The organism is Streptomyces sp. NPDC058665 (assembly GCF_042714995.1).
Lineage (GTDB): Bacteria > Actinomycetota > Actinomycetes > Streptomycetales > Streptomycetaceae > Streptomyces.
On record NZ_JBHXRX010000022.1, the window covers coordinates 41,903 to 60,801 of the forward strand.

An 18,899-nucleotide genomic window follows, 5' to 3' on the forward strand; every position below is an offset into this window, starting at 1 on the left:
GGACGGCCTACCCCAGGGACACACGCGGCTGCGGTGCGCGGGCGATGGTGAAGCCCAGCGCGACGGATACCTCGTCGGCGGCCTCGACCACCATCAGCGCGAGCTCCCGCAGGCGCCGCGGGTCGTCCAGTTCGGAGAGGGGACCACTCACCGACAGCGCTGCCACGACCTCTCCCCCGCGGCCGCGAACGGGAGCGGCGACGCAGGCTCGCCCGAAGGCGAGTTCCTCGATCTCCGTGGCGTAGCCGCGGCTGCGGGCCTCGGTCAGCGCGCTCTCCATGGCGGCGAGGTCGGTGATGGTGTGGGGGGTGTAGGCGATGCCGAGCCCCTTGGCGTAGAACTCGCGGACGTACTCCGGGGTCTGAGCCGAAAGGAACGTCTTGCCCATGCCGGTGGCGTGCAGCGGTGCCGTGCGCCCGGCCATGGTGAACGACTTGGGGGACTTCGCCCCCTCGAAGTTCCCGAGGTAGAAGAGCTGGTCGCCGCGGAATTCCGCCAGATTCGCGCCGAGTTCCGCGACATGGGCCAGGTTCTGGGCGATCTGCCGTGCGGCACGGAAGATCGACGAGCTGTTGAGCGCCACCGATCCGAGCGTCACCACGGTCGGGCCCAAGCGGTACAAGCCCGTCCGGGGGTCTTGTGCGAGGAAGCCCATGCGGTCCAGTGAGGAGACCATGCGGGACACGGTCGACTGCCCGAGATCCGTCTGGGCGCAGAGCTCGGAAATCCGCAGTTCACTGGTCTCGTCGGTGAAGCAGGCGAGCAGCGACATCGCGCGTTCGACTGCCTGCGTTCCGGCGCCGTGTTCGGCTGCCATGGTTCTCCTGTCCTATGGGGCGGCGTCAACTGACTATTTTACATCGACCATCCGCCTTGTGGGTTACGTTTCCACGCACGTCCCCGTCCCCGCAGTGATGCCGGGCTGGCATTTCGTCACCCCTGCTCCAGGGCGTCGTCAACCTTCTTCCTCAGGGCATTGAGGCCGCTCTGGACTCCGACCTGACCAGCGAGGATGGAGGCGACGCCCTCGCCGATCGCCGTGTCGATCTGGGTCGTGGTGGACAGCGTGTCCCAGGCTCCGAGCCGGGCGTGCTCGGCGACCGCGTCGGCGAAGCTGGTCTGGAACGTGTCCTTCCGCAGGGCATCGATGCGGTCGGCGACATTCTTGTCGGCGGGCGGCAGCGCGGACTGCTCGTACAGCGCGGTCGCAGCGCCGAGGTCGCCGGCCGCGTAAGAGATGAAGTCCCTGCTGGTCTTCTCCCCCTTGCCGGCACTGCAGGACAGCCCCGCGCCCCAGAAGCGGTTGTAGGAGGGGAGGCTCTGGACGGTCGGTCGCCGCAGGGGGCGGACGGCGGCCTGCAGCGCCGCCGAGCCACCGTTGGACTTCACGAACGTGTTGGCCAGGGGGGCGTCGTCGTACATGACCGCCTGTCCGCGCGCGAACATGATGCGCGCGTCGGTACGCGCGACGCCCGACTTGGTGAGCTTGGCGTCCTGGAGCTCCTTGTACCACTCGACGGCGGCGACGCTCTCCGAGTCGCCGATGGTGCACTTCAAGTCCTTGGTGACCACCTCGCTGCCCCAGCCCCACATCCAGTGCACGGCGTCCTTCAGGTCCGGGTTCTTCGTGACGGCCGCGTACGGGACGAGGTCGGGATCCTGACGCTTGATCTTCTCCAGTGCGGTCGCGAATTCCTCGACGGTCATGCCGCTCTTGAGACCGGTCTCGTCGGCGATCCGGCCGTCGCACACCAGGCCGATGCCGGAGGCCGTCAGAGGGAGCATGTAGAGCTTGCCGTCGAGACGCAGTCCGTCGAGTACCGCCCGCGGCAGGTCCATGCCTTCAGCAAGATCGGAGAGGTCGGCGAGAATGCCCATGGGAACGAGCAGTTGCCACGGGCCCTGGGCGACACCGTTGAAGGAGCCCGACTTCGCGGCCAGTGCCAGCTGGGTGGAAGCCTGGTCGTAGGGGTATATGACCGGCTTCACCTTCTTGCCCGACTTCTTTTCCCAGCCCGCGATCACGGCCTGCCACGCCGCCTTCTGGGAGTCCTCACCGAGTGCGTTGCCGTAGAGCTTGATCGTGTCGATCTCCGACGCGTCGCCGCTGCTCGCGGCGCCGCCGGGTGCGGAAGTTGAGCAGGCTGTTAGGCCGAAGGCGCTGGAAAGGCCGAGGGCTCCAAGGCCCGCGAGGACTCCTCGCCTGGTCATGGCCTGCCGGGGGGCATTGTGGGACATGATGGCTCCGTCGTGTGTCGGGGTGGGAAACGGGCGGCTCAGCCCTTGACTGCTCCGGCCGCCAGGCCGGAGACGAAGTACCGCTGCAAGGCGATGAAGATCAGCGCGAGCGGCAGAGAAGTGATCACCGACGCGGCCATCAGGGCGGGCCAGTCGCCGGAACCCTCGTGGATGAAGGCCGAAGTCATGCCGACGGGGAGAGTCTGCTTGTCCGGGCCGGCGAGGGTCAGAGCGAACAGCAGATCGCTCCAGCCACGCATGAAGGCGAACATCCCGGCCGTGACCAGGCCAGGGGTGATCAGCGGAAAAATGATCCTGAACAAGATCGCCAGGTTGGACAGGCCGTCCACCTTCCCAGCCTCGATGATCTCGTCGGGCAGCCCGTCGATGATGCCTTTCAGCAGGAACACGGTGAGCGGCAACGTGAACGTGGTGAACGCCAGAACCACGGCCGTGTACGTATAGAGGAGCCCCGCGGCGCTGAACATCAGGTACAGCGAGACCAGAAGCAGCACACCCGGAACAAGCTGCCCGACGAGGAACATGACCATGAAGAGGTTGCGTCCGCGGTAGCGGAACTTCGACAGCGAGTACGCCATCAGTCCGGACACCAGGACCGAGACCGCCGCGGTCCCGGCCGAGACGATCACCGAGTTGCCGAGCGCGGACAACAGCGCGGTGTCCTCGAAGAACGCGCCGAAGTTGTCGAGAGTCGGGTTGAACGGGAAGAACGGCCGGTCTTTGGAGAAGACATCCTCGCGCCGCATGAACGCGGTGGCGACCAGCCAGTACACCGGAAGCAGCCCGAAGAGCCCGAGCACCGACAGGCCCAGCTTGCCGAGGACACCGAGCGTCGGCCGGGTGATGCCCTCACCCACATGGCGTGACCGGCGCCGGGCCGGTGGGAACGGCACAATGCTCACCTTCGCGCCTCCAGTCTCTTGTTCAGCAGGAAGTACGCGACACACACGACGGACAGGGCGACCAGCCACAGCACACCCATGGCGGCCGCGCGGCCCAGGGAGAACTCGACGAACGCGTACTGGTAGATGCTGACCGCGAGGGTCATGGTCGAGGTTCCGGGACCGCCGCCGGTCATCACGAAGATCATGTCGAACGAGCCGAAGTTGTAGATGAACTCCAGCATGGTCACGAGCGCGACCGGGCCGATCAGATGCGGCAGTGAAACGTGCCAGAAGCGCTGCCGGCGGGAAGCGCCGTCGATCGCGGCCGCCTCCAACTGCTCTCGCGGCAGGGTCTGCAGGACAGCGAGGACCACCACCATCATCCAGGGGAAGGTGTTCCACGACTTGGCGATGATCACCGCCGCCAGGGCAGTCCCCGGCGCCCCGAGGAAGTCGACCTCCGGCAGACCCAACTGCGAGAGAACGTGGTTGAGCACGCCATAACTGTCATTGAAGATCCACGCCCACAGAAAGGAGACGACCACGCCCGGCAGCAGCCAGGGAAGCATCAACACGCCTCGCAGCACGGCACGCCCCTTGATACGGGCGTTGAGGAGCAGAGCGATCCCCATACCGAGCAGGAGAGGGAGGACCGTCGCGAGAACGGAGAACACGAGCGTGGTCCCCAGGCGGTCGACGAAGTCGGGCCAGACCTCGGCGTAGTTGCGCAACCCGACGAATGACCGGCCCGGCCGTATGAGGGATTGGTCGAACAAGCTGGTTCCGAGGCTCGCCACCAGCGGGTACACCGCCACGGCGATGAAGAGCGCCACCGCGGGGGCCGCGAGCATGAATCCGAAGGTGCGGTCGCGCCCGTTCAGTGAGGAGCGTTGCCCTGCCCGCCTCGGCGGGCGTGCGGGAGCTCGCACCGGCGGACGTCCAGTGGTAGTCGTCATATCAACTCCTTGCGATGCGAGGGACCATATCTCAGAAGCCGCATCTGGTAAATGGATATGAAGCCCACATTATGGCGAGCTACTCCGCTGCACACCGTGGACGAGTTCCCGGCCTGGGGCTTGACCTGGACGGTCAGGTGACGTTTCGCGGGTGGGGTTCGCTGGGTAGGAGAGGTCGCCCATGTGACGGGTGCGCCGCAAGTGAACTCGTTGAGGGGTGGGGCATTTGAGGCCGCGTACGTCGCATGCGTACCGAATACTGAGCGTGAAGCGCCGGGTGTGGCTGACCGTCGGCGCCGTTGTTGTGGGGGGCGCGGGGCTGGTCACCGTCGCCATAGCCGATCCGCCGGAGAACCCGGGCAAGGCCGGTCAGGAGAAGCGGGCGGCCAAGGTTCGTACGCTCCAGCTTTCCCAGGGCGACGCCAACGAGAGGGAGCTGCCGAGCACCGGCACGGAGCCGTTCTCTCTCGTCGGCATCGGCTGGGACAGTGCGACGGCCGAGATCGACGGCGTGGCCCAGGTGCGTACCCGGGAGGCGAAGTCCGGCAAATGGTCCGGCTGGCAGTCGCTGGACCTGGACTCGCACGGACCGGACGAGCCGGAGGGCAAGGCACGGGGTGCCTCCGAGCCGCTGTGGGTGGGGCCGTCGACCGCGGTGCGGGTACGGGTGGAGTCGGACAAGGGGCTGCCCAAGAACCTGAAGCTGCACATGGTCGATCCCGGAGTGAGCGCGACCGAGGCCAAGAACCCGGCCGAACCGGTCATGGACAGCGCCGCGTTCGCGGTGGACGCGACCGCGACCCCGGCGGCGAGCGACGCCGGGTCACCGGGAGATGCCGGGGCATCGGGCGACCCCGTGACGCCCAGCGACCCGGTGACGCCCAGCGACCCCGTGACGCCGACGGACAGCGCCGGCCCGACGGAGTCCGTCACGCCCCCGGGCACCCCGACGGACAGCCCCGCTCCGACGGACACCACGACGCCCGGTCCGAGCCCGACGCCCACCAAGCCGACCGCGCCGCCCTCGACGGTGAAGCGCCCGCCGATCATCGACCGTGCCCAGTGGGGCGCGGACGAGTCGATCGTCGCCGACCCGCCGGAGTACATCGACAAGGTGCGGGCGGTCTACATCCACCACACCGTCGGCTCGAACAACTACAGCTGCGCCGAATCGGCCGCTCTGGTCCGCGGCATCATGACGTACCACGTCAAGACGGAGGGCTGGAACGACCTCGGCTACAACTTCCTGATCGACAAGTGCGGCCGGATCTTCGAGGGCCGGGGCGGCGGCGCCGACCTGCCGGTCAAGGGCGCGCACACGTACGGCTTCAACAGCTACTCCACCGGCATCGCCCTGCTCGGTGACTTCGAGGGCGACGCCGCAGCGGGCAAGGCCGCCGGGCGGCCGACCACCGCCGCGCAGCAGTCCGCCGCCCGGGTCGCCGCCTGGAAGCTGGGCCAGTACGGCGGCAATCCGAAGGGCTCCGTGACCCTCGTCGCCCAGGGCGACACCGGGAAGTACACCGAGGGCCAGCAGGCCACGATGAGCGTGATCTCCGGCCACCGGGACGCCTTCGCCACCGCGTGTCCGGGCAAGAACCTCTACGCGAAGCTCCCCGCGATCCGCGACTTCGCCGCCGGCCCCGGCCGTAACTCCGCCATCCCGACCGCCGACTTCAACAGGGACGGCATCAACGATCTGGTGGCCGGGCTGCCCCGCGTCGCGAACAGCGACGGAAGCGTCACGGTCCTGCCGGGTACCACCGACGGACCGAGCTCCGCGGCACGGAGGACGATCAACCAGAACAGCCCGGGGGTCCCCGGGAACTCCGAGGCGGGCGACCTCTTCGGCTCCTCCAACGCGTGGGGCGACGTCAACGGCGACGGATACGCCGACCTGATCGTCGGCTCACCCGGTGAGAACGGCACCACCGGGCAGACCGACACCGGCGTGGTGGCCGTCCTCAACGGCCCCGGTCTGAACAGCGGCAAGGGGTACTGGACCAACGCGGCCACCCGGACCGCGGGCGAGAAGCTCGGCGCCACCGTCACCTCCGGTGACTTCAACGCCGACGGCAACGCGGACATCCTCTCCGTCGCTCCGGGCAAGCCGGGCCGCTGGTGGGCCTGGGACGGCAAGTCCGGCGCGGCCAAGTCCGGTTATCTGAACTCGACGGCGTACACCGGCGCCGTGAGCTACGCCTCCGCCGTCAGCGGCGACTTCAACAAGGACGGATACGCGGACGCCGCGATCGGCTTCCGCGACCCGGGCGGTATCGGCCGGCTGCTGTGGCTCAAGGGCTCCGCGACCGGGCTCCAGCGCGTCGGCGTCCTGGACGCGCGCGGCGGCCGTTCACTCGCGGCGGGCGACCTCAACGGCGACGGCTACACCGACCTCGCGGTCGGCCAGCCGAGCACGACGGAGTCGGGACACACACTCAAGGGCGGCGCGGTCACGGCCGTCTTCGGGTCGGCGACGGGACTGACATCGACGGGACGCAAGACGTTCGGCCAGGACACCGCAGGCGTTCCTGACACCGGCGAGACCGGCGACGACATGGGCGCCTCGGTCTCCGTGGGCGACGTGAACCTCGACGGGTACGACGACATCCTCACCGGCCTGCCGGGCGAGGACATCACCCGGAGCGGCGTCGCCAGGACCAACGCGGGCCAGGCCATCCTGCTGCGGGGCACGTCCACGGGCCCGACCGCCACCGGCTCGGCCGCGTACCACCAGGACACCGCGGGTGTGCCGGGCTCCACCGAGTCCAACGACCGTCTCGGCTCCGCCGTCTCGCTCACCGACCTGTCGGGTTACAGCCGGGCCGATCTGGCCATCGGCGCCGACGGCGAGGACGCGAACAACGGCACGATCCTTCAGCTGGACAACAGCAGTGCGAGCGGCATCGTGACCAGTTCGGGTGTCTACTACGGCACCACGGCACTGGGAGCGCCCGCCGGCATCCGCATCGGCCAGGTACTGACGCCGTAACACCCACGGCGCCCCGGTCTCCGCGCCGACACACGGAGACCGGGGCCGCCAACACCCCCTGGGCGCCTTCCCGTTCGTCACACGCGAGTGATGTGCCCGTCCAGGATCGCCCGCAGCCTGTCGAGGTCCCCGGCCTCGCGCACGCCGCGCTTGGGCAGGACTTCGAGGCACATGATGTTGGGATCCCTGCTGAGCAGGACGAAGTGGCCCGCCGTCTCCCGATAGCCCTGGAAGACGGACCACCGCTGGACCAGCGTGCTGTGGTCGGTACGGCAGGTGATGCCGGCCGGGGACACGGTCGCGCGGTACTCGCCCTGCCATCCGACAATCCGCTGCACGTGGGCGGCTTGCAGCCGCGGGTACCCCCACACCATCAGAACGACCAACAGGAACAGCACCGTCGAGACGACGTCGGCACTCCCCCGGCCCACGGTGGAGAACAGGAAATGCCCCACCCACAGCGCGAGGAACCCCCAGCGCAGCAGCCAGGTCCGCTTGATCCGCCCGCGGACCCGCAGGCCGGCCAGTGTGTCGACGGGCTCGGGCCGGTAGGCGAGTCGGACCGCGGTCCACTCGTCCACCACATCCACAGGAGTCTCCGCGCTGTTGTCGGTGCCTTCGGCGCCGCGGTCCTCTGTCATGACTACGAGCCGTCCTTACCGGTGTCCTGGGTGCCTGTGTTCTGGGTGCCTGTGTTCTGGCTGTGCTCCGCGCCCTTGCCTCGCGAGGGAGAAGCCGCCGGGGGCGAGACCGCCGGGGGAATTCCCGACTGTCCCGGCTGCCCCGGCGCGGCTGTCCCGGCCGACTTCCCGGGCGCCGAGGGAACGCCCTTGTCCTTGCCCGACAACGCGGCGCAGTAGCCGGCCACGGCACCCTCTCCGCCCGCGGCGTCCACCAGTCGCCGGAAGGCCGCGCCCTCATGCTTCTCTGCGCCCTGACTCCACGCGTGGCACAGCGCCGCGTGGCTCCGGGACCCTGGATCGTGCGCCGAGGGCGGGGGCGCCGGTGACGAGGGGCTCGGGACCGTAGAGCCGGATGTATCGCCAGGGGTACGCGGGGCGACCACGCCCGGCGTGGACGTGGGACTCTTCGCGGGGCTTTCGGCGGGGCTGAACGGATCCGGGAGCCCGCCGGGAACGGCCGCCACCGCCAGTCCGCCGAGCGTGACGGTGGCGAGGGCCGCGCCGAGCGCCGCCTTCCATGAGACAAGGGCCGGGAACCGGCGCCGGGCCGGGCGCCAGTCGTCGCGCCTCCTGCCACGACTCCGGCGACGCCGGGACGCGGCGCCTTCGGCCGCGCTGCCTGCCTCCCGGAACGCCGTGAGCGCCCGCTCGACCCCCTCCGGCTCGACACCGCCTCGGACAGCGTCGGCGAGCGCCTGGACCTCGGGCGTGATGAACGACGCATCCGTCGCTTCCGGCTCGCGTGTCATGTCTCATCCCTCAGCGTGCCCGACGCGGCGGACGCCGCATTCTCCGCCCGGCTTCCCGAGGTCAACTGCTCGGCCAGCCGCTTCAGCCCCCTATAGGCGGCCGTCCGCACGGCGCCCGGCCGCTTGCCCAGCACCCGTGCCGTGGAAGGTCCGTCCAGCCCCACCACCACCCGCAGCAGCACCGCCTCCGCCTGGTCCGGCGGCAACTCGGCGAGCTGCCCCAGCGCCCACTGCGTCGACATCGACTCGAACACCGTTTCCACGGTGTCCGCCCGCCCCGGCAGTTCCAGGACATCCTGCTCGATGAGTGATATCCGGGGCCTGCGCTTCTGCTTACGGAGGTGGTCCAGCGCCCGGTTGCGCGCGATGGTCGCCGTCCAGCCACGAAATCCCGCGCCGTCGCCCCGAAAACGCCTCAGGTCCCTGGCGATCTCCAGCCAGGCGTCCGAGGCGACATCCTCCGCTTCGTCCCCGACCAGCCCGCGCAGATATCCGAGAAGTCCCGGATGTACGAGCCGGTACGCCCTCGTGAAAGCGTCCTCGTCCCCCTGCTGGGCGAGCGATACGGCAATCCCGAGTTCCCCGTCGGACGCGTGAGTACGATGGTGTTTTCCACCCCTGTCCACACATGCCTCTTCGATCGCCCAGTGTTCTTTCCCCCCTCCTGACAGCGCCACGACGCACAGAAGTGTCACATCAGGCGGAACATCAGGCGGAAGGAACGACAAGGAACGATCTCGACGCTCCGCGTCCGATCACTCACCTTGTGTGAGCGATGCCGCTCACCTTGCGCGCCCCGGTCGGGCGGGCAATGGTTGTGATGGGATCTCCATGATGAGGTCGGGCGATAGAAATGAGCCAAAGCGGACTTCCCGCCGACGCATCTGATCCGCGTCGGCTTTCTTCAGAAGGCGAGGCCTTTCCCGTCTCCTTCGCTCTTGCTCTTGTCGACGCCGACAACACCATCTCGTGGGCAGGCGAGTGGGCGGAGCGGCTGCTGGGACACCCGCCTCAGGAAGTCGTCGGGCGACCGGTCGCGGCGCTGATCGGTGACACGGATTCGGTTCTGCGCCACCGCGACGGTCGGCGGCTGCCCTTCCGCCCCCACCTGATCCAGCTCCCCGAGCACATGGCCCGGGGCGGACGGCTGCTGGCGGCCGTTCCCACGCGGGAAGTCGCGGGAACGGACACCGGGGCGCTCATCGAGGCGGCGTTCGAGCAGTACCCGACCGCTTACGCCCTCTATGACACGGAAGCGCGGCTGCTGCGGCTGAACACCGAGATGGCGCGCGTGCTCGCCCGCTCCGAGGAAGACCTGCGCGGCATACACATCGGCGACATCGAGCACACCCGGGAGTACGCCGAGGCCGACATACGCGTTCGCCGGGTCGCCAAGACCGGAGAACCCGAGATCATGGAGCCCTTCACGAAGGTGCCCGGTGAGTCCGAGGCGCACCTGTGGTCGTCGGAGATCTTTCCCCTCAAAGACGACTCCGGAAAAGTGCGGGCCGTCGGCGCCAACGCCCAGGACCTGACCGAGCTGCACCGCGGCCGTGAACGGCTGGCCCTGTTCACCGAGGCGCGCACGCGGATCGGGGTGAGCCTGGAGGTGGACGGCACAGCGCGCGAGCTGACCCATGTGGCCGTTCCGCGCTTCGCGGACTACGCGTGCGTCGACCTGCTGGGTGCCGTCCTGGGCGGCGATCTGCCCGGACCTGTCGAGGAGGGGACGGCCACACTGCATCGAGCGGTCAGCGCGTCGGCGTATGTCCCCTCGACGGTGCCCGACGGCAGCGCACACAGCCACCTGGCGCTCTCCCCCGTGAACCTGTGCCTGACGAGCGGCCGGGCGCTGCGGTTCTCTCGTACGGACCCGGAGATACGGCGCTGGCTGGCCGGGGACCCCGCCGGCGCGGCCCTGCCCGAGAATCACGGAGCGCACTCCTTCATCGTGGTCCCCATCCGCGCACGGGGCGCCACGCTCGGGGTCGTGTCCTTCACGCGCCATTCCACCTCTCCGGGCCCGTTCTCCCCCGACGACCTGCTCGTCGCCGAGGACCTGGTGGCCCAGACGGCCGTCTGTCTGGACAACTCCCGCCGCTACACGCGTGAACGGAACATCGCTTCGTCCCTTCAGCGCCGTGAGCTGTCTCCGCGAGCGCGTGCACAGCCCGCCGTCGACGTTGCCGCCCGGTATCTGTCCGCGCGCGGCGGCTCCGGTCCGGGCGGCGGCTGGTTCGACGTCATTCCGCTGCCCGGCCTACGGGTGGGCCTGGTCGTCGGCACCGTGGTCGGGCATGGCATCCGTGCCGCCGCGGCGGCGAGCCGGCTCCGTATGGCTGTACGGACCCTCGCGGAGATCGAACTGGCACCGGACGAAGTCCTCACCCGCCTCGACGACATCGTCAGCCACGCGCGGGAGGGAACGCGCATCGCGGGTGACGCGGTCAGCGACATCGGCGCCACCTGCCTCTACGCGGTATACGACCCCGCGTCCCAGGTCTGCACACTGGCGCGGGCGGGGCACCCGGCGCCGGTTCTGATACGCCCCGGAGCACGCGGCGAAGTCGTCTCCCTGCCTTCCAACTCCCCCCTGGGCACGGGGGGTCTGCCGTTCGAGGGAGCGCAGGTGACGCTGCCGCCGGACAGCGTGCTGGCCCTCTTCGACCGAAATCTCGGCCGGAACGGCAACACCGTCGACGGCGACACCGTCGAGGAGGCACCCGCCGGGCTGATGCGGGCGTTCAACGACCGGACCGAATCGCTGGACGAGATCTGCGAGAGCATCGTGGACCTGGTCCGGCCCGAGGAGCCGACCGACGACATCGCGCTCCTTGTCGCCCGCACCCACGCCCTCGACAGCGATCGCACCGCCTCCTGGGACCTGCCGTGCGATCCGTCGGTGGTCGCCGAGGCGCGCCAGAACGCGTGCGGGCTTCTGACCGCCTGGGGACTCGAAGACCTGGCTTTCGTGACCGAGTTGGTGGTGAGCGAGCTGGTCACCAACGCGATCCGCTACGGGGTGGGCCCGATCCGGCTGCGGCTGCTCAAGGACAAGGCGCTGATCTGTGAGGTCTCGGACGGCGGTGACACCAGTCCGCATGTGCGGCGTGCCAAACCCACCGACGAGGGCGGCCGGGGTCTGCTGCTGGTGGCCCAGCTCAGCGAGCGCTGGGGCACTCGGATGACAGCCGTCGGGAAGACGGTCTGGGCCGAGCAGTCGATCCCGCCCGACCAGGCGCGCTGACCCGCAGGAGGACGGCGCGGAGCCGACGAGGCGGAGAATCCGACCGCGCGAAATCACGGACGGTCGCGCGGGTGGGGCCCGCGTGACCGTCCCGTCATGGGCCTCCGGTCATCGCGCGCGCGGCTCTTCGCCGCTGCCTTCGTCCGAACCCGGCACGTGCACGTCGAGGATGTCGATGTTCACCTCGGCGATCTCCAGACCGGTCATGGTCTCGACCGCGTCGGCGATACCCGTGCGGATCTCTTCGGTGGTCCTGGTGATCGGATACCCGTACTCCACCACGACGTCGATATCCACCGCGGCCTGCTTCTGGCCGACTTCGACCTGCACGCCGCGCGTCACATCGCCGGACCGGGCCATCATGTCCCGCGCGGCTCCCAGGGTCCGGGTCATACTGCTGCCCATCGCGTACACCCCGGGCGCGTCACGGGTGGCGATACCGGCTATGGTCGCGACGACCGAGTCCGCGATCGTCGTCGTCCCCTTGATGTCACCGTGGTGGCGGTGGCCGTTCGACATTGCTGTTGAGGTGGCTTCTTTGACTGCCATGACCGACTCATCTTCCTGGGATAGGGAGCGATGTCGCGAGTGATTGCACAGCCGCCGCAAATTTTCCGGATGTCTCCCGGGGCGGCCGTCCCCCTATCCACTGTGCTCCGCGCATCTCCGTAACGCCATTCGGGTGAGCGGGAGCCGAGCCGGAGCCGTCACGTCCGGCTGAAGCGCCTCCCCGCGGCGACTCCGCTCAGCGGCGCGCGTGGCGGATCTTCAGCCGGCCGAAGCCCATCGTTCCGGAGATCCGGATCGTCGGCCCGCCGGGGCCGGAGTGGCGCGGAGGCTTGTAGCGCATGTCCTTCCACCCGGTGCCCAGGTTGTCGAACTCGACGATCGCGTCGCGCGGGACCGTGACCTTGGCCCCGCCGGTGCCCAGTTGCAGCTCGATGTCGATCACCGGATGCTCGATGACCGCCCGGGACAGGTCGAGTCGCACGCTGCCGAAGGCGGACTCGACCTTGAGGGTCCGGGGTACCCGCCAGGGGCCGCGCCGCCGGATCCGTCCCGCGTGGACGGCGATCGTGGACGTCGTGGCGGGCTTCTCCGCCGGGAGCGGGGCCAGAGCCCGCGCGAGCGCGTCGTGCGTCTGTGCGGTGAGCGCCTGGTTGAGGAGTGTGTCCATCTCCTCGTGCGAGATGTGGCCTTCGGCGTACGCCTCCTGGAGTCGCCGGACGGCCGTGTCGCGGTCGGTCTCACTGATCCGTGGCGGCCGGTTCTCCGGCAGGGAAGTCACCCGTTCACTCTAATGCCGGTGCTGTGCCGGTCGGAGCCCCGCGACGGGACCGGTCCCGGGACAAGGTCAGATCAGGCCGGAGACCTTGAAGACGGTCCTGGCCGCGTCGAGCTCGACGCGGGTCCACCTCGACGCTGCCGCCGTCCAGGTCGCGCGGGATCAGCCGTTGGGCGACGCCGTCGGACCAGCGCACGGAGACGAGCCGGTCGGTGCGTACGGTCCGCTCGCGCAGCAGACCGCGCGAGGCCATCCAATGCTTTCCCGCGCTGACGCGTGGTGACGGCCGGCGCCAATCACGGAGGCTGTCAGGAAAGCGTCAAGGCGGAGGCAACCGCCGTATGAGAAGCGTCAGCGAGAGGCGTTTCCGCGTGAACGCGGGTTTCCTTTGGGGCAACCAGGAAGAGCGGAATCATGAGACGCGGCAAACTCCGCATTTATCTCGGCGCGGCACCCGGAGTCGGCAAGACATACGCGATGCTCTCCGAGGCGCAACGCCGGGTGGAGCGCGGCACCGACTGCGTCGTGGCGTTCGTCGAGCATCACGACCGGCCGCGTACGGAGGTGATGCTCCACGGTCTGGAGCAGATCCGGCGCCTGGAGATCCGGTACCGCGGCACCGTCTTCACCGAGATGGACGTGGACGCCGTTCTGGAGCGGCGCCCGGCGGTGGCCCTGGTGGACGAACTCGCGCACACGAATGTCCCTGGCTCCCGCAACGCGAAGCGCTGGAAGGACGTCGAGGAGCTGCTCCAGGCCGGCATCGACGTCATATCCACGGTCAACATCCAGCATCTGGAATCGCTGGGCGATGTCGTGGAGTCGATAACGGGCGTACGGCAGCGGGAGACCGTCCCCGACGAAGTCGTCCGGCACGCCGACCAGATCGAGCTGATCGACATGGATCCGCAGGCACTGCGCCGCCGGATGGCGCACGGCAACATCTACCGGCCGGACAAGCTCGACGCGGCTCTCTCCAACTACTTCCGCCCCGGCAATCTCACCGCGCTGCGTGAGCTGGCTCTGCTGTGGACCGCGGACCGGGTGGACGAATATCTCCAGCAGTACCGAGGGGAGCACAACATCCGCTCCACCTGGCAGGCCCGTGAGCGCATCGTCGTCGGCCTGACCGGCGGGCCCGAGGGCCGCACGCTCATCCGCCGCGCCGCCCGGCTCGCGGAGAAGGGGGCGGGCGGTGAGGTGCTGGCCGTCTACATCGCCCGCAGCGACGGTCTCACCTCGGCGTCGCCCAAGGAGCTCGCGGGCCAGCGGCTCCTGGTCGAGGATCTGGGCGGCACCTTCCACCATGTCATCGGGGACGATGTGGCCTCGGCGCTGCTGGAGTTCGCGCGCGGGGTCAACGCCACGCAGATCGTGCTCGGTTCGAGCCGCCGCAAGACCTGGCAGTACGTCTTCGGCCCCGGGGTCGGCCAGACCGTCACCCGCGGCTCAGGACCGGATCTCGACGTCCACATCGTCACCCACGGCGAGGTCGCGAGGGGGCGCGGCCTGCCGGTGGCCCGTGGCGCCCGGCTGGGGCGCGCGCGAAGCGTCGCGGGCTGGCTCACCGGCGTCGCGGGGCCCGTACTGCTGACGCTGCTGCTCGACGGCATGGCCCCGGACGTCGGCCTGGCCAACGACATGCTGCTCTTCCTGACGCTGACGGTCGCCGCGGCGCTGCTCGGCGGTCTGGTCCCGGCGCTCGCCTCCGCGGCCATCGGTTCGCTGCTGCTGAACTACTACTTCACCCCGCCGTTGCACGAGTTCACGATCGCCGACCCGCAGAACATCGTCGCCATCGCGATCTTCTTCGGTGTCGCGGTCTCCGTGGCGTCCGTCGTGGACATCGCGGCCCGCCGCACCCATCAGGCGGCCCGGCTGCGTGCCGAGTCCGAGATCCTGTCCTTCCTGGCCGGCAGCGTGCTGCGCGGCGAGACGACTCTCGACGCCCTGCTGGAGCGGGTCCGCGAGACGTTCGCGATGGAATCGGTGGCGCTGCTGGAGCGCGAGAGCGACACCGCTCCCTGGACGTGCGCGGGCAGCGTCGGGGCGGCCGAGCGGGTGGAGCGCCCCGAGGACGCGGACGTCGACATGCCGATCGGGGACCATATGGCGCTGGCCCTGTCCGGCCGGGTGCTGCCCGCCGAGGACCGCCGGGTGCTCTCCGCCTTCGCGGCGCAGGCCGCCGTCGTCCTGGACCGCCAGCGGCTGGTCGGCGAGGCCGGGCAGGCGCGGGAACTGGCCGAGGGCAACCGGATCCGTACGGCGCTGCTCGCGGCGGTCAGCCACGACCTGCGTACCCCGCTGGCCGGTATCAAGGCGTCGGTGACCTCGCTGCGCTCGGACGACGTGGAGTGGTCCGACGAGGACCACCAGGAGCTTCTCGCGGGCATCGAGGAGGGCGCCGACCGGCTGGACAATCTGATCGGGAACCTGCTCGACATGTCCCGTCTCCAGACGGGCACGGTGACCACGCTGATCCGTGAGATCGATCTCGACGAGGTGGTGCCGATGGCGCTCGGCGGTGTGCCGGAGGGCAGTGTCGTGCTGGACATCCCGGAGGACGTACCGATGGTCGCCGTCGATCCGGGCCTGCTGGAGCGCACGGTGGCCAACATCGTCGAGAACGCCGTCAAGTACAGCCCCGGCGACGAGCAGGTGCTCGTCTCCGCCAGCGCGATCGCCGACCGGGTCGAGGTCCGCGTGGTGGACCGGGGCCCCGGTGTCCCCGACGACGCGAAGGACCGGATCTTCGCCCCGTTCCAGCGGTATGGGGACGCCCCCCGGGGTGCCGGTGTCGGGCTCGGCCTCGCCGTCGCCCGGGGCTTCGCGGAGGCGATGGGGGGCACGCTCGCCGCCGAGGACACCCCCGGCGGCGGCTTCACCATGGTGCTGACGCTGCGGACCGCCGACGGTCACCCGCCGGCGCGTCCCGATCTGCCGGCCACGGCGACTTCCTGAGTACGCCGTGCCGGGTCAGGGGTGCGGCTAGGGCGTGTTTTAGAAGTAGCGTCGTCCGCCCGGTAGGGCGGGGCCCACGGCGTCTGGTGCGTGCGATCGCAAGGCGGAGGATCAGCCTCGTACTGGACGTACTTGGATGACTCCGACAACGCGGCGAGCGTGGGTGCCAGGCGTCGTGGGCCAGACGGGACTTCTAAAACACGCCCTAGGCGTTGTCGATCACGGTGATGGCGGCCGAAGGACAGCCGGACGCGGCCTCACGGACAGCCGCGTGCACCTGCTCGCCGGGCTCGGCCTCCAGCAGCACGACGATGGCGTCCTCGTCACGCTGGTCGAACACCTCCGGCGCGAGCGCGACACACTGGCCGGCGCCGCAGCACAGGTCCTCGTTCACGGTGATTTTCATTCGGATCCCCTTTTCCAGATGGCGAGTTGTGAGCGGCGACATACGAAGAGGATCACCCTTTCACGGGCGCAGCGCGCCGACCACCCGCCGCGCCCGCCACGCCCGGCACGCCCGCCGCCCGGACGTCAGAGCGTGAGGGCCTCGATGAGCGTCCAGATCGCGAGCCCGCCCATGCACAGCGCGCCGATGCGCTGCACGGTCTTCAGCGGCACCCGCCGGGCGATGAACCGGCCGGCCAGCAGAGCCAGCGCGGAAACCGACATCAGCGCGAGGGCCGAGCCGATCGCGGTGGGCAGCCAGCCGTTGCTCGCGGCCAGGTTGGCGGTGGTGATCTGAGTGAGGTCGCCCCACTCGCTGATGAAGACGGCCGTGAAGGCGGTCGTGTAGACGGGCCAGAAGCCGCTGACGGTCTTCCCTGCGCCGTCCTCGTCGTCGTCTCCCCCGCTGCGCAGCAGAACGAAGGCGCCGAACGCGAACAGTGCGGCGGAGACCAGCTTGACGGCGATCTCCGGAAGCAGGCCCAGCAGGCTGCCGGCGCCCACGGCGATGGCGACGTGCACGATGAACGCGGTGGAGGTGCCGAACCAGACGTACAGCGGCCGCATCCGGGTGCCCATGGCCAGCGAGGCGAACATGGTCTTGTCGGGGAGCTCCGCGAGGAAGATGAGCCCAAAGGCGGTGATGATCGCCAGGGGGTCGAAAGTCATTCCCTTGCTTTCTGCTGGGGCCGGGCCGTGAGCTCGTACGACACCCAGAAGGCGACGGGAGGAACCACTCGACCCGGCACGACGGACGACCCGCACTGAAGCGCGGGCCGGATCATGCCTTGGTCGAAGGTCTCGTCCGCCCCGCGTGGTACGCGGTGGCCCGGTGGCCGGGACGCCCTGGGGCGGCCAGTGTGTCGACCAGCGGTTCTCGGGACTACTCCCCTTCGCTGCGCTTCACCCTAACAGGCAGGTCGGACCGGCTTCAGGCCCGCCGGGTCACGCCGCCTCGGCCGTGACCCGGCCCTTCCTCACCGCGGTCACCAGGGCCGCGTGGTCGCGCTCGTTCTGGTCGGCGTAGCTCTCGGCGAAGTCGGACACCGCGTTGTCGAAGACGGGTCCGCCGCCCAGGTACGCGGCGATGGCGATCCGGTCGCCCGAGCGGGCGTGGGCGCGGGCGAGGGTCGCGCCGCAGAGTTCGGCGAAGACCCGCATACCGTTCGGGACCATGACCTGGGGCACCACGATGCCCTTCCAGTCGTGCAACTGCCTTATGTAGAAGTCCCGTTGAATGCCGTCGGGCCCCAGTACCCGGTCCCATCCGAGGAAGACGTCGCCCACCGCCTGCATGAGCCGCTGGCCGGCGACGACGCGCTGGCCCTGGTTGTTGTACTCGCTCTCGCCGACGTGCTCGGCCAGTACGGAGTGGTCCGCCTCCTTCGCCTGGAGGATCAGCGGATCGCTGTCGTCCTTGCCCAGCAGGAGCAGGATCCAGCAGCGCGTGCCGACGCTGCCCACCCCGACGACCTTGCGGGCGATGTCCACCACGCGGTACTGCCGCAGCAGTTGTCTGCGCTCGGTGGACAGGCTCCGCCCGTACCGGTCGACCAGCTTGCCGAGATCGCGGACGAGCCTGTCGTGCTCCGCGCCCCGCAGCAGGTCGTCGACCGGAACGACCAGCGGCGGATCGGGGGCGAAGCGGCGGTCCCCGTCCTGCTGCCGGGTCAGCTTCTCGAACGCCTGGATGCTGTCGCGGCTGCGCGCCTTCGCCATCATCCTCGACAGCCGGTGCCGGCCCTTCGCGCTCAGCCTGCGGTCGGCCAGCGGCTGGAGTTCCTCCATGTCGGCGCGGGAGTACCAGACGTCGAGATTGCCCATCCCGGCGTACGCGCGCATGCGCTCGCGGTAGGACCGTACGGCCGCCCGTACGATCACCGACTGCTCCTTCCGGGAGTATCCGTTCTCCCGGCCGGCGATCACCAGGCTCGCGGCCAGGCGTTTGACGTCCCACTCCCAGGGGCCGGGCAGTGTCTCGTCGAAGTCGTTGATGTCGAAGACCAGGTGCCGCTCGGGCGAGCCGAGGAGCCGGAAGTTCAGCAGATGCGCGTCCCCGCAGAGCTGCGCCGTGATGCCGGACACCGGGGTGGTCGCCAGGTCACCGGCCATGATCGCGGCAGCGCCCCGGTAGAAGCGGAAGGGCGACTCGGTCATCCGCCCGTACCGGATGGGCACCAGTTCCGGCACCCGCGTCTGCGACTGGGCGTCGACGACCGCCACCGGATCGGGCCGGGTGCGGACCGCCTCGAACCCCGCGTGGCCGGACCTCGGCGCTCGTTTACGGGCCGCCCTGCCCCGCTCGGCGCGCTCCCGGGGCGAGAGATGGGCGGGGGCTCGCCGCCGTAGGGCCGTTCCGCGGTTCGTGCCGGGGTTCCTGCCGGGGTTCCTGCCGCGCCTGGTCATCGATGCGCCTCCAACCCCGAGAGCCGGCCCCAC

At 69.6% G+C, this 18,899-nt stretch carries 16 protein-coding genes; 3 read left to right on the plus strand and 13 right to left on the minus strand.

The genetic code is table 11. From position 1 onward, the window contains the following. Nucleotides 1-7: 7 nt before the first annotated feature. The 4 genes from ACFWV8_RS16450 to ACFWV8_RS16465 form a co-directional block, all read right to left on the minus strand. Nucleotides 8-817, minus strand: a complete 810-nt coding sequence (locus ACFWV8_RS16450; protein WP_384201847.1) for an IclR family transcriptional regulator — start codon at nt 815-817, stop codon at nt 8-10. 116 nt (nt 818-933) lie between these two features. Next, nucleotides 934-2,238 carry an ABC transporter substrate-binding protein gene (locus ACFWV8_RS16455; protein ID WP_384201850.1) on the minus strand — a complete coding sequence of 435 codons (1,305 nt, stop codon included), beginning with the start codon at nt 2,236-2,238 and terminating at the stop codon, nt 934-936. A 38-nt stretch (nt 2,239-2,276) separates the two neighbouring features. Next, nucleotides 2,277-3,161, minus strand: coding sequence for a carbohydrate ABC transporter permease (locus ACFWV8_RS16460; protein ID WP_329380120.1), 885 nt, complete (start codon nt 3,159-3,161; stop codon nt 2,277-2,279). Continuing rightward, nucleotides 3,158-3,994: a carbohydrate ABC transporter permease gene (locus tag ACFWV8_RS16465; RefSeq protein ID WP_384201854.1), complete on the minus strand. Its 837-nt coding sequence runs from the start codon at nt 3,992-3,994 to the stop codon at nt 3,158-3,160. Before ACFWV8_RS16465 ends, ACFWV8_RS16460 begins: the two co-directional genes overlap by 4 nt. 370 nt (nt 3,995-4,364) lie before the next feature. Here ACFWV8_RS16465 and ACFWV8_RS16470 point away from each other — a divergent pair, with 370 nt between their 5' ends. Then, nucleotides 4,365-7,091 carry an FG-GAP-like repeat-containing protein gene (locus ACFWV8_RS16470; RefSeq protein WP_384201856.1) on the plus strand — a complete coding sequence of 909 codons (2,727 nt, stop codon included), beginning with the start codon at nt 4,365-4,367 and terminating at the stop codon, nt 7,089-7,091. 77 nt (nt 7,092-7,168) lie between these two features. On the opposite strand, the gene ACFWV8_RS16475 is transcribed toward ACFWV8_RS16470, so the two are convergent. From ACFWV8_RS16475 to ACFWV8_RS16485, 3 genes are read right to left on the minus strand one after another with little or no spacing between them, the layout of a single operon-like run. After that, on the minus strand, nt 7,169-7,732 hold the full coding sequence (locus ACFWV8_RS16475) for a YcxB family protein (RefSeq protein WP_384201859.1): 564 nt from the start codon (nt 7,730-7,732) through the stop codon (nt 7,169-7,171). 2 nt (nt 7,733-7,734) lie between these two features. Then, nucleotides 7,735-8,523, minus strand: a complete 789-nt coding sequence (locus ACFWV8_RS16480) for a hypothetical protein (RefSeq protein ID WP_384201862.1) — start codon at nt 8,521-8,523, stop codon at nt 7,735-7,737. Beyond that, nucleotides 8,520-9,149 (minus strand): RNA polymerase sigma factor, encoded by a 630-nt coding sequence (locus ACFWV8_RS16485; RefSeq protein WP_384201865.1) that lies wholly within the window; start codon nt 9,147-9,149, stop codon nt 8,520-8,522. Before ACFWV8_RS16485 ends, ACFWV8_RS16480 begins: the two co-directional genes overlap by 4 nt. Before the next feature lie 227 nt (nt 9,150-9,376). On the opposite strand from ACFWV8_RS16485, the gene ACFWV8_RS16490 reads away from it, so the two are divergent. Next, nucleotides 9,377-11,770, plus strand: a complete 2,394-nt coding sequence (locus ACFWV8_RS16490) for a SpoIIE family protein phosphatase (RefSeq protein ID WP_384201868.1) — start codon at nt 9,377-9,379, stop codon at nt 11,768-11,770. A 108-nt stretch (nt 11,771-11,878) separates the two neighbouring features. On the opposite strand, the gene ACFWV8_RS16495 is transcribed toward ACFWV8_RS16490, so the two are convergent. The 3 genes from ACFWV8_RS16495 to ACFWV8_RS16505 form a co-directional block, all read right to left on the minus strand. Beyond that, complete coding sequence (locus ACFWV8_RS16495) at nt 11,879-12,319, minus strand: Asp23/Gls24 family envelope stress response protein (RefSeq protein WP_384201871.1); 441 nt, start codon at nt 12,317-12,319, stop codon at nt 11,879-11,881. A 196-nt stretch (nt 12,320-12,515) separates the two neighbouring features. Next, nucleotides 12,516-13,058 carry a DUF1707 domain-containing protein gene (locus ACFWV8_RS16500; protein ID WP_384201874.1) on the minus strand — a complete coding sequence of 181 codons (543 nt, stop codon included), beginning with the start codon at nt 13,056-13,058 and terminating at the stop codon, nt 12,516-12,518. Nucleotides 13,059-13,062: 4 nt separating this feature from the next. Beyond that, the gene (locus tag ACFWV8_RS16505; RefSeq protein WP_384201877.1) at nt 13,063-13,308 is read right to left on the minus strand and encodes a hypothetical protein; all 246 of its coding nucleotides are present in this window, start codon (nt 13,306-13,308) and stop codon (nt 13,063-13,065) included. A gap of 161 nt (nt 13,309-13,469) precedes the next feature. On the opposite strand from ACFWV8_RS16505, the gene ACFWV8_RS16510 reads away from it, so the two are divergent. Then, nucleotides 13,470-16,016, plus strand: a complete 2,547-nt coding sequence (locus ACFWV8_RS16510) for a DUF4118 domain-containing protein (protein WP_384201880.1) — start codon at nt 13,470-13,472, stop codon at nt 16,014-16,016. 205 nt (nt 16,017-16,221) lie between these two features. On the opposite strand, the gene ACFWV8_RS16515 is transcribed toward ACFWV8_RS16510, so the two are convergent. The 3 genes from ACFWV8_RS16515 to ACFWV8_RS16525 all read right to left on the minus strand — a co-directional run bounded on the left by ACFWV8_RS16515 (nt 16,222) and on the right by ACFWV8_RS16525 (nt 18,866). Beyond that, on the minus strand, nt 16,222-16,422 hold the full coding sequence (locus ACFWV8_RS16515; protein ID WP_384201883.1) for a ferredoxin: 201 nt from the start codon (nt 16,420-16,422) through the stop codon (nt 16,222-16,224). Nucleotides 16,423-16,547: 125 nt separating this feature from the next. Continuing rightward, nucleotides 16,548-17,129, minus strand: coding sequence for a TMEM165/GDT1 family protein (locus tag ACFWV8_RS16520; RefSeq protein ID WP_384201886.1), 582 nt, complete (start codon nt 17,127-17,129; stop codon nt 16,548-16,550). A 276-nt stretch (nt 17,130-17,405) separates the two neighbouring features. Beyond that, nucleotides 17,406-18,866: a DUF2252 domain-containing protein gene (locus ACFWV8_RS16525; RefSeq protein ID WP_384201889.1), complete on the minus strand. Its 1,461-nt coding sequence runs from the start codon at nt 18,864-18,866 to the stop codon at nt 17,406-17,408. Nucleotides 18,867-18,899 lie beyond the last annotated feature (33 nt).

What these genes read in the sequence shown, in the direction of transcription:
- ACFWV8_RS16475 (WP_384201859.1), bottom strand. Translation starts at nt 7,732, where the DNA reads ATGACAGAGGACCGCGGCGCCGAAGGCACCGACAACAGCGCGGAGACT.
- ACFWV8_RS16525 (WP_384201889.1), bottom strand. Translation starts at nt 18,866, where the DNA reads ATGACCAGGCGCGGCAGGAACCCCGGCAGGAACCCCGGCACGAACCGC.
- ACFWV8_RS16450 (WP_384201847.1), bottom strand. Translation starts at nt 817, where the DNA reads ATGGCAGCCGAACACGGCGCCGGAACGCAGGCAGTCGAACGCGCGATG.
- ACFWV8_RS16465 (WP_384201854.1), bottom strand. Translation starts at nt 3,994, where the DNA reads ATGCTCGCGGCCCCCGCGGTGGCGCTCTTCATCGCCGTGGCGGTGTAC.
- ACFWV8_RS16480 (WP_384201862.1), bottom strand. Translation starts at nt 8,523, where the DNA reads ATGACACGCGAGCCGGAAGCGACGGATGCGTCGTTCATCACGCCCGAG.
- ACFWV8_RS16455 (WP_384201850.1), bottom strand. Translation starts at nt 2,238, where the DNA reads ATGTCCCACAATGCCCCCCGGCAGGCCATGACCAGGCGAGGAGTCCTC.
- ACFWV8_RS16505 (WP_384201877.1), bottom strand. Translation starts at nt 13,308, where the DNA reads ATGGCCTCGCGCGGTCTGCTGCGCGAGCGGACCGTACGCACCGACCGG.
- ACFWV8_RS16490 (WP_384201868.1), top strand. Translation starts at nt 9,377, where the DNA reads ATGAGCCAAAGCGGACTTCCCGCCGACGCATCTGATCCGCGTCGGCTT.
- ACFWV8_RS16520 (WP_384201886.1), bottom strand. Translation starts at nt 17,129, where the DNA reads ATGACTTTCGACCCCCTGGCGATCATCACCGCCTTTGGGCTCATCTTC.
- ACFWV8_RS16510 (WP_384201880.1), top strand. Translation starts at nt 13,470, where the DNA reads ATGAGACGCGGCAAACTCCGCATTTATCTCGGCGCGGCACCCGGAGTC.
- ACFWV8_RS16515 (WP_384201883.1), bottom strand. Translation starts at nt 16,422, where the DNA reads ATGAAAATCACCGTGAACGAGGACCTGTGCTGCGGCGCCGGCCAGTGT.
- ACFWV8_RS16495 (WP_384201871.1), bottom strand. Translation starts at nt 12,319, where the DNA reads ATGGCAGTCAAAGAAGCCACCTCAACAGCAATGTCGAACGGCCACCGC.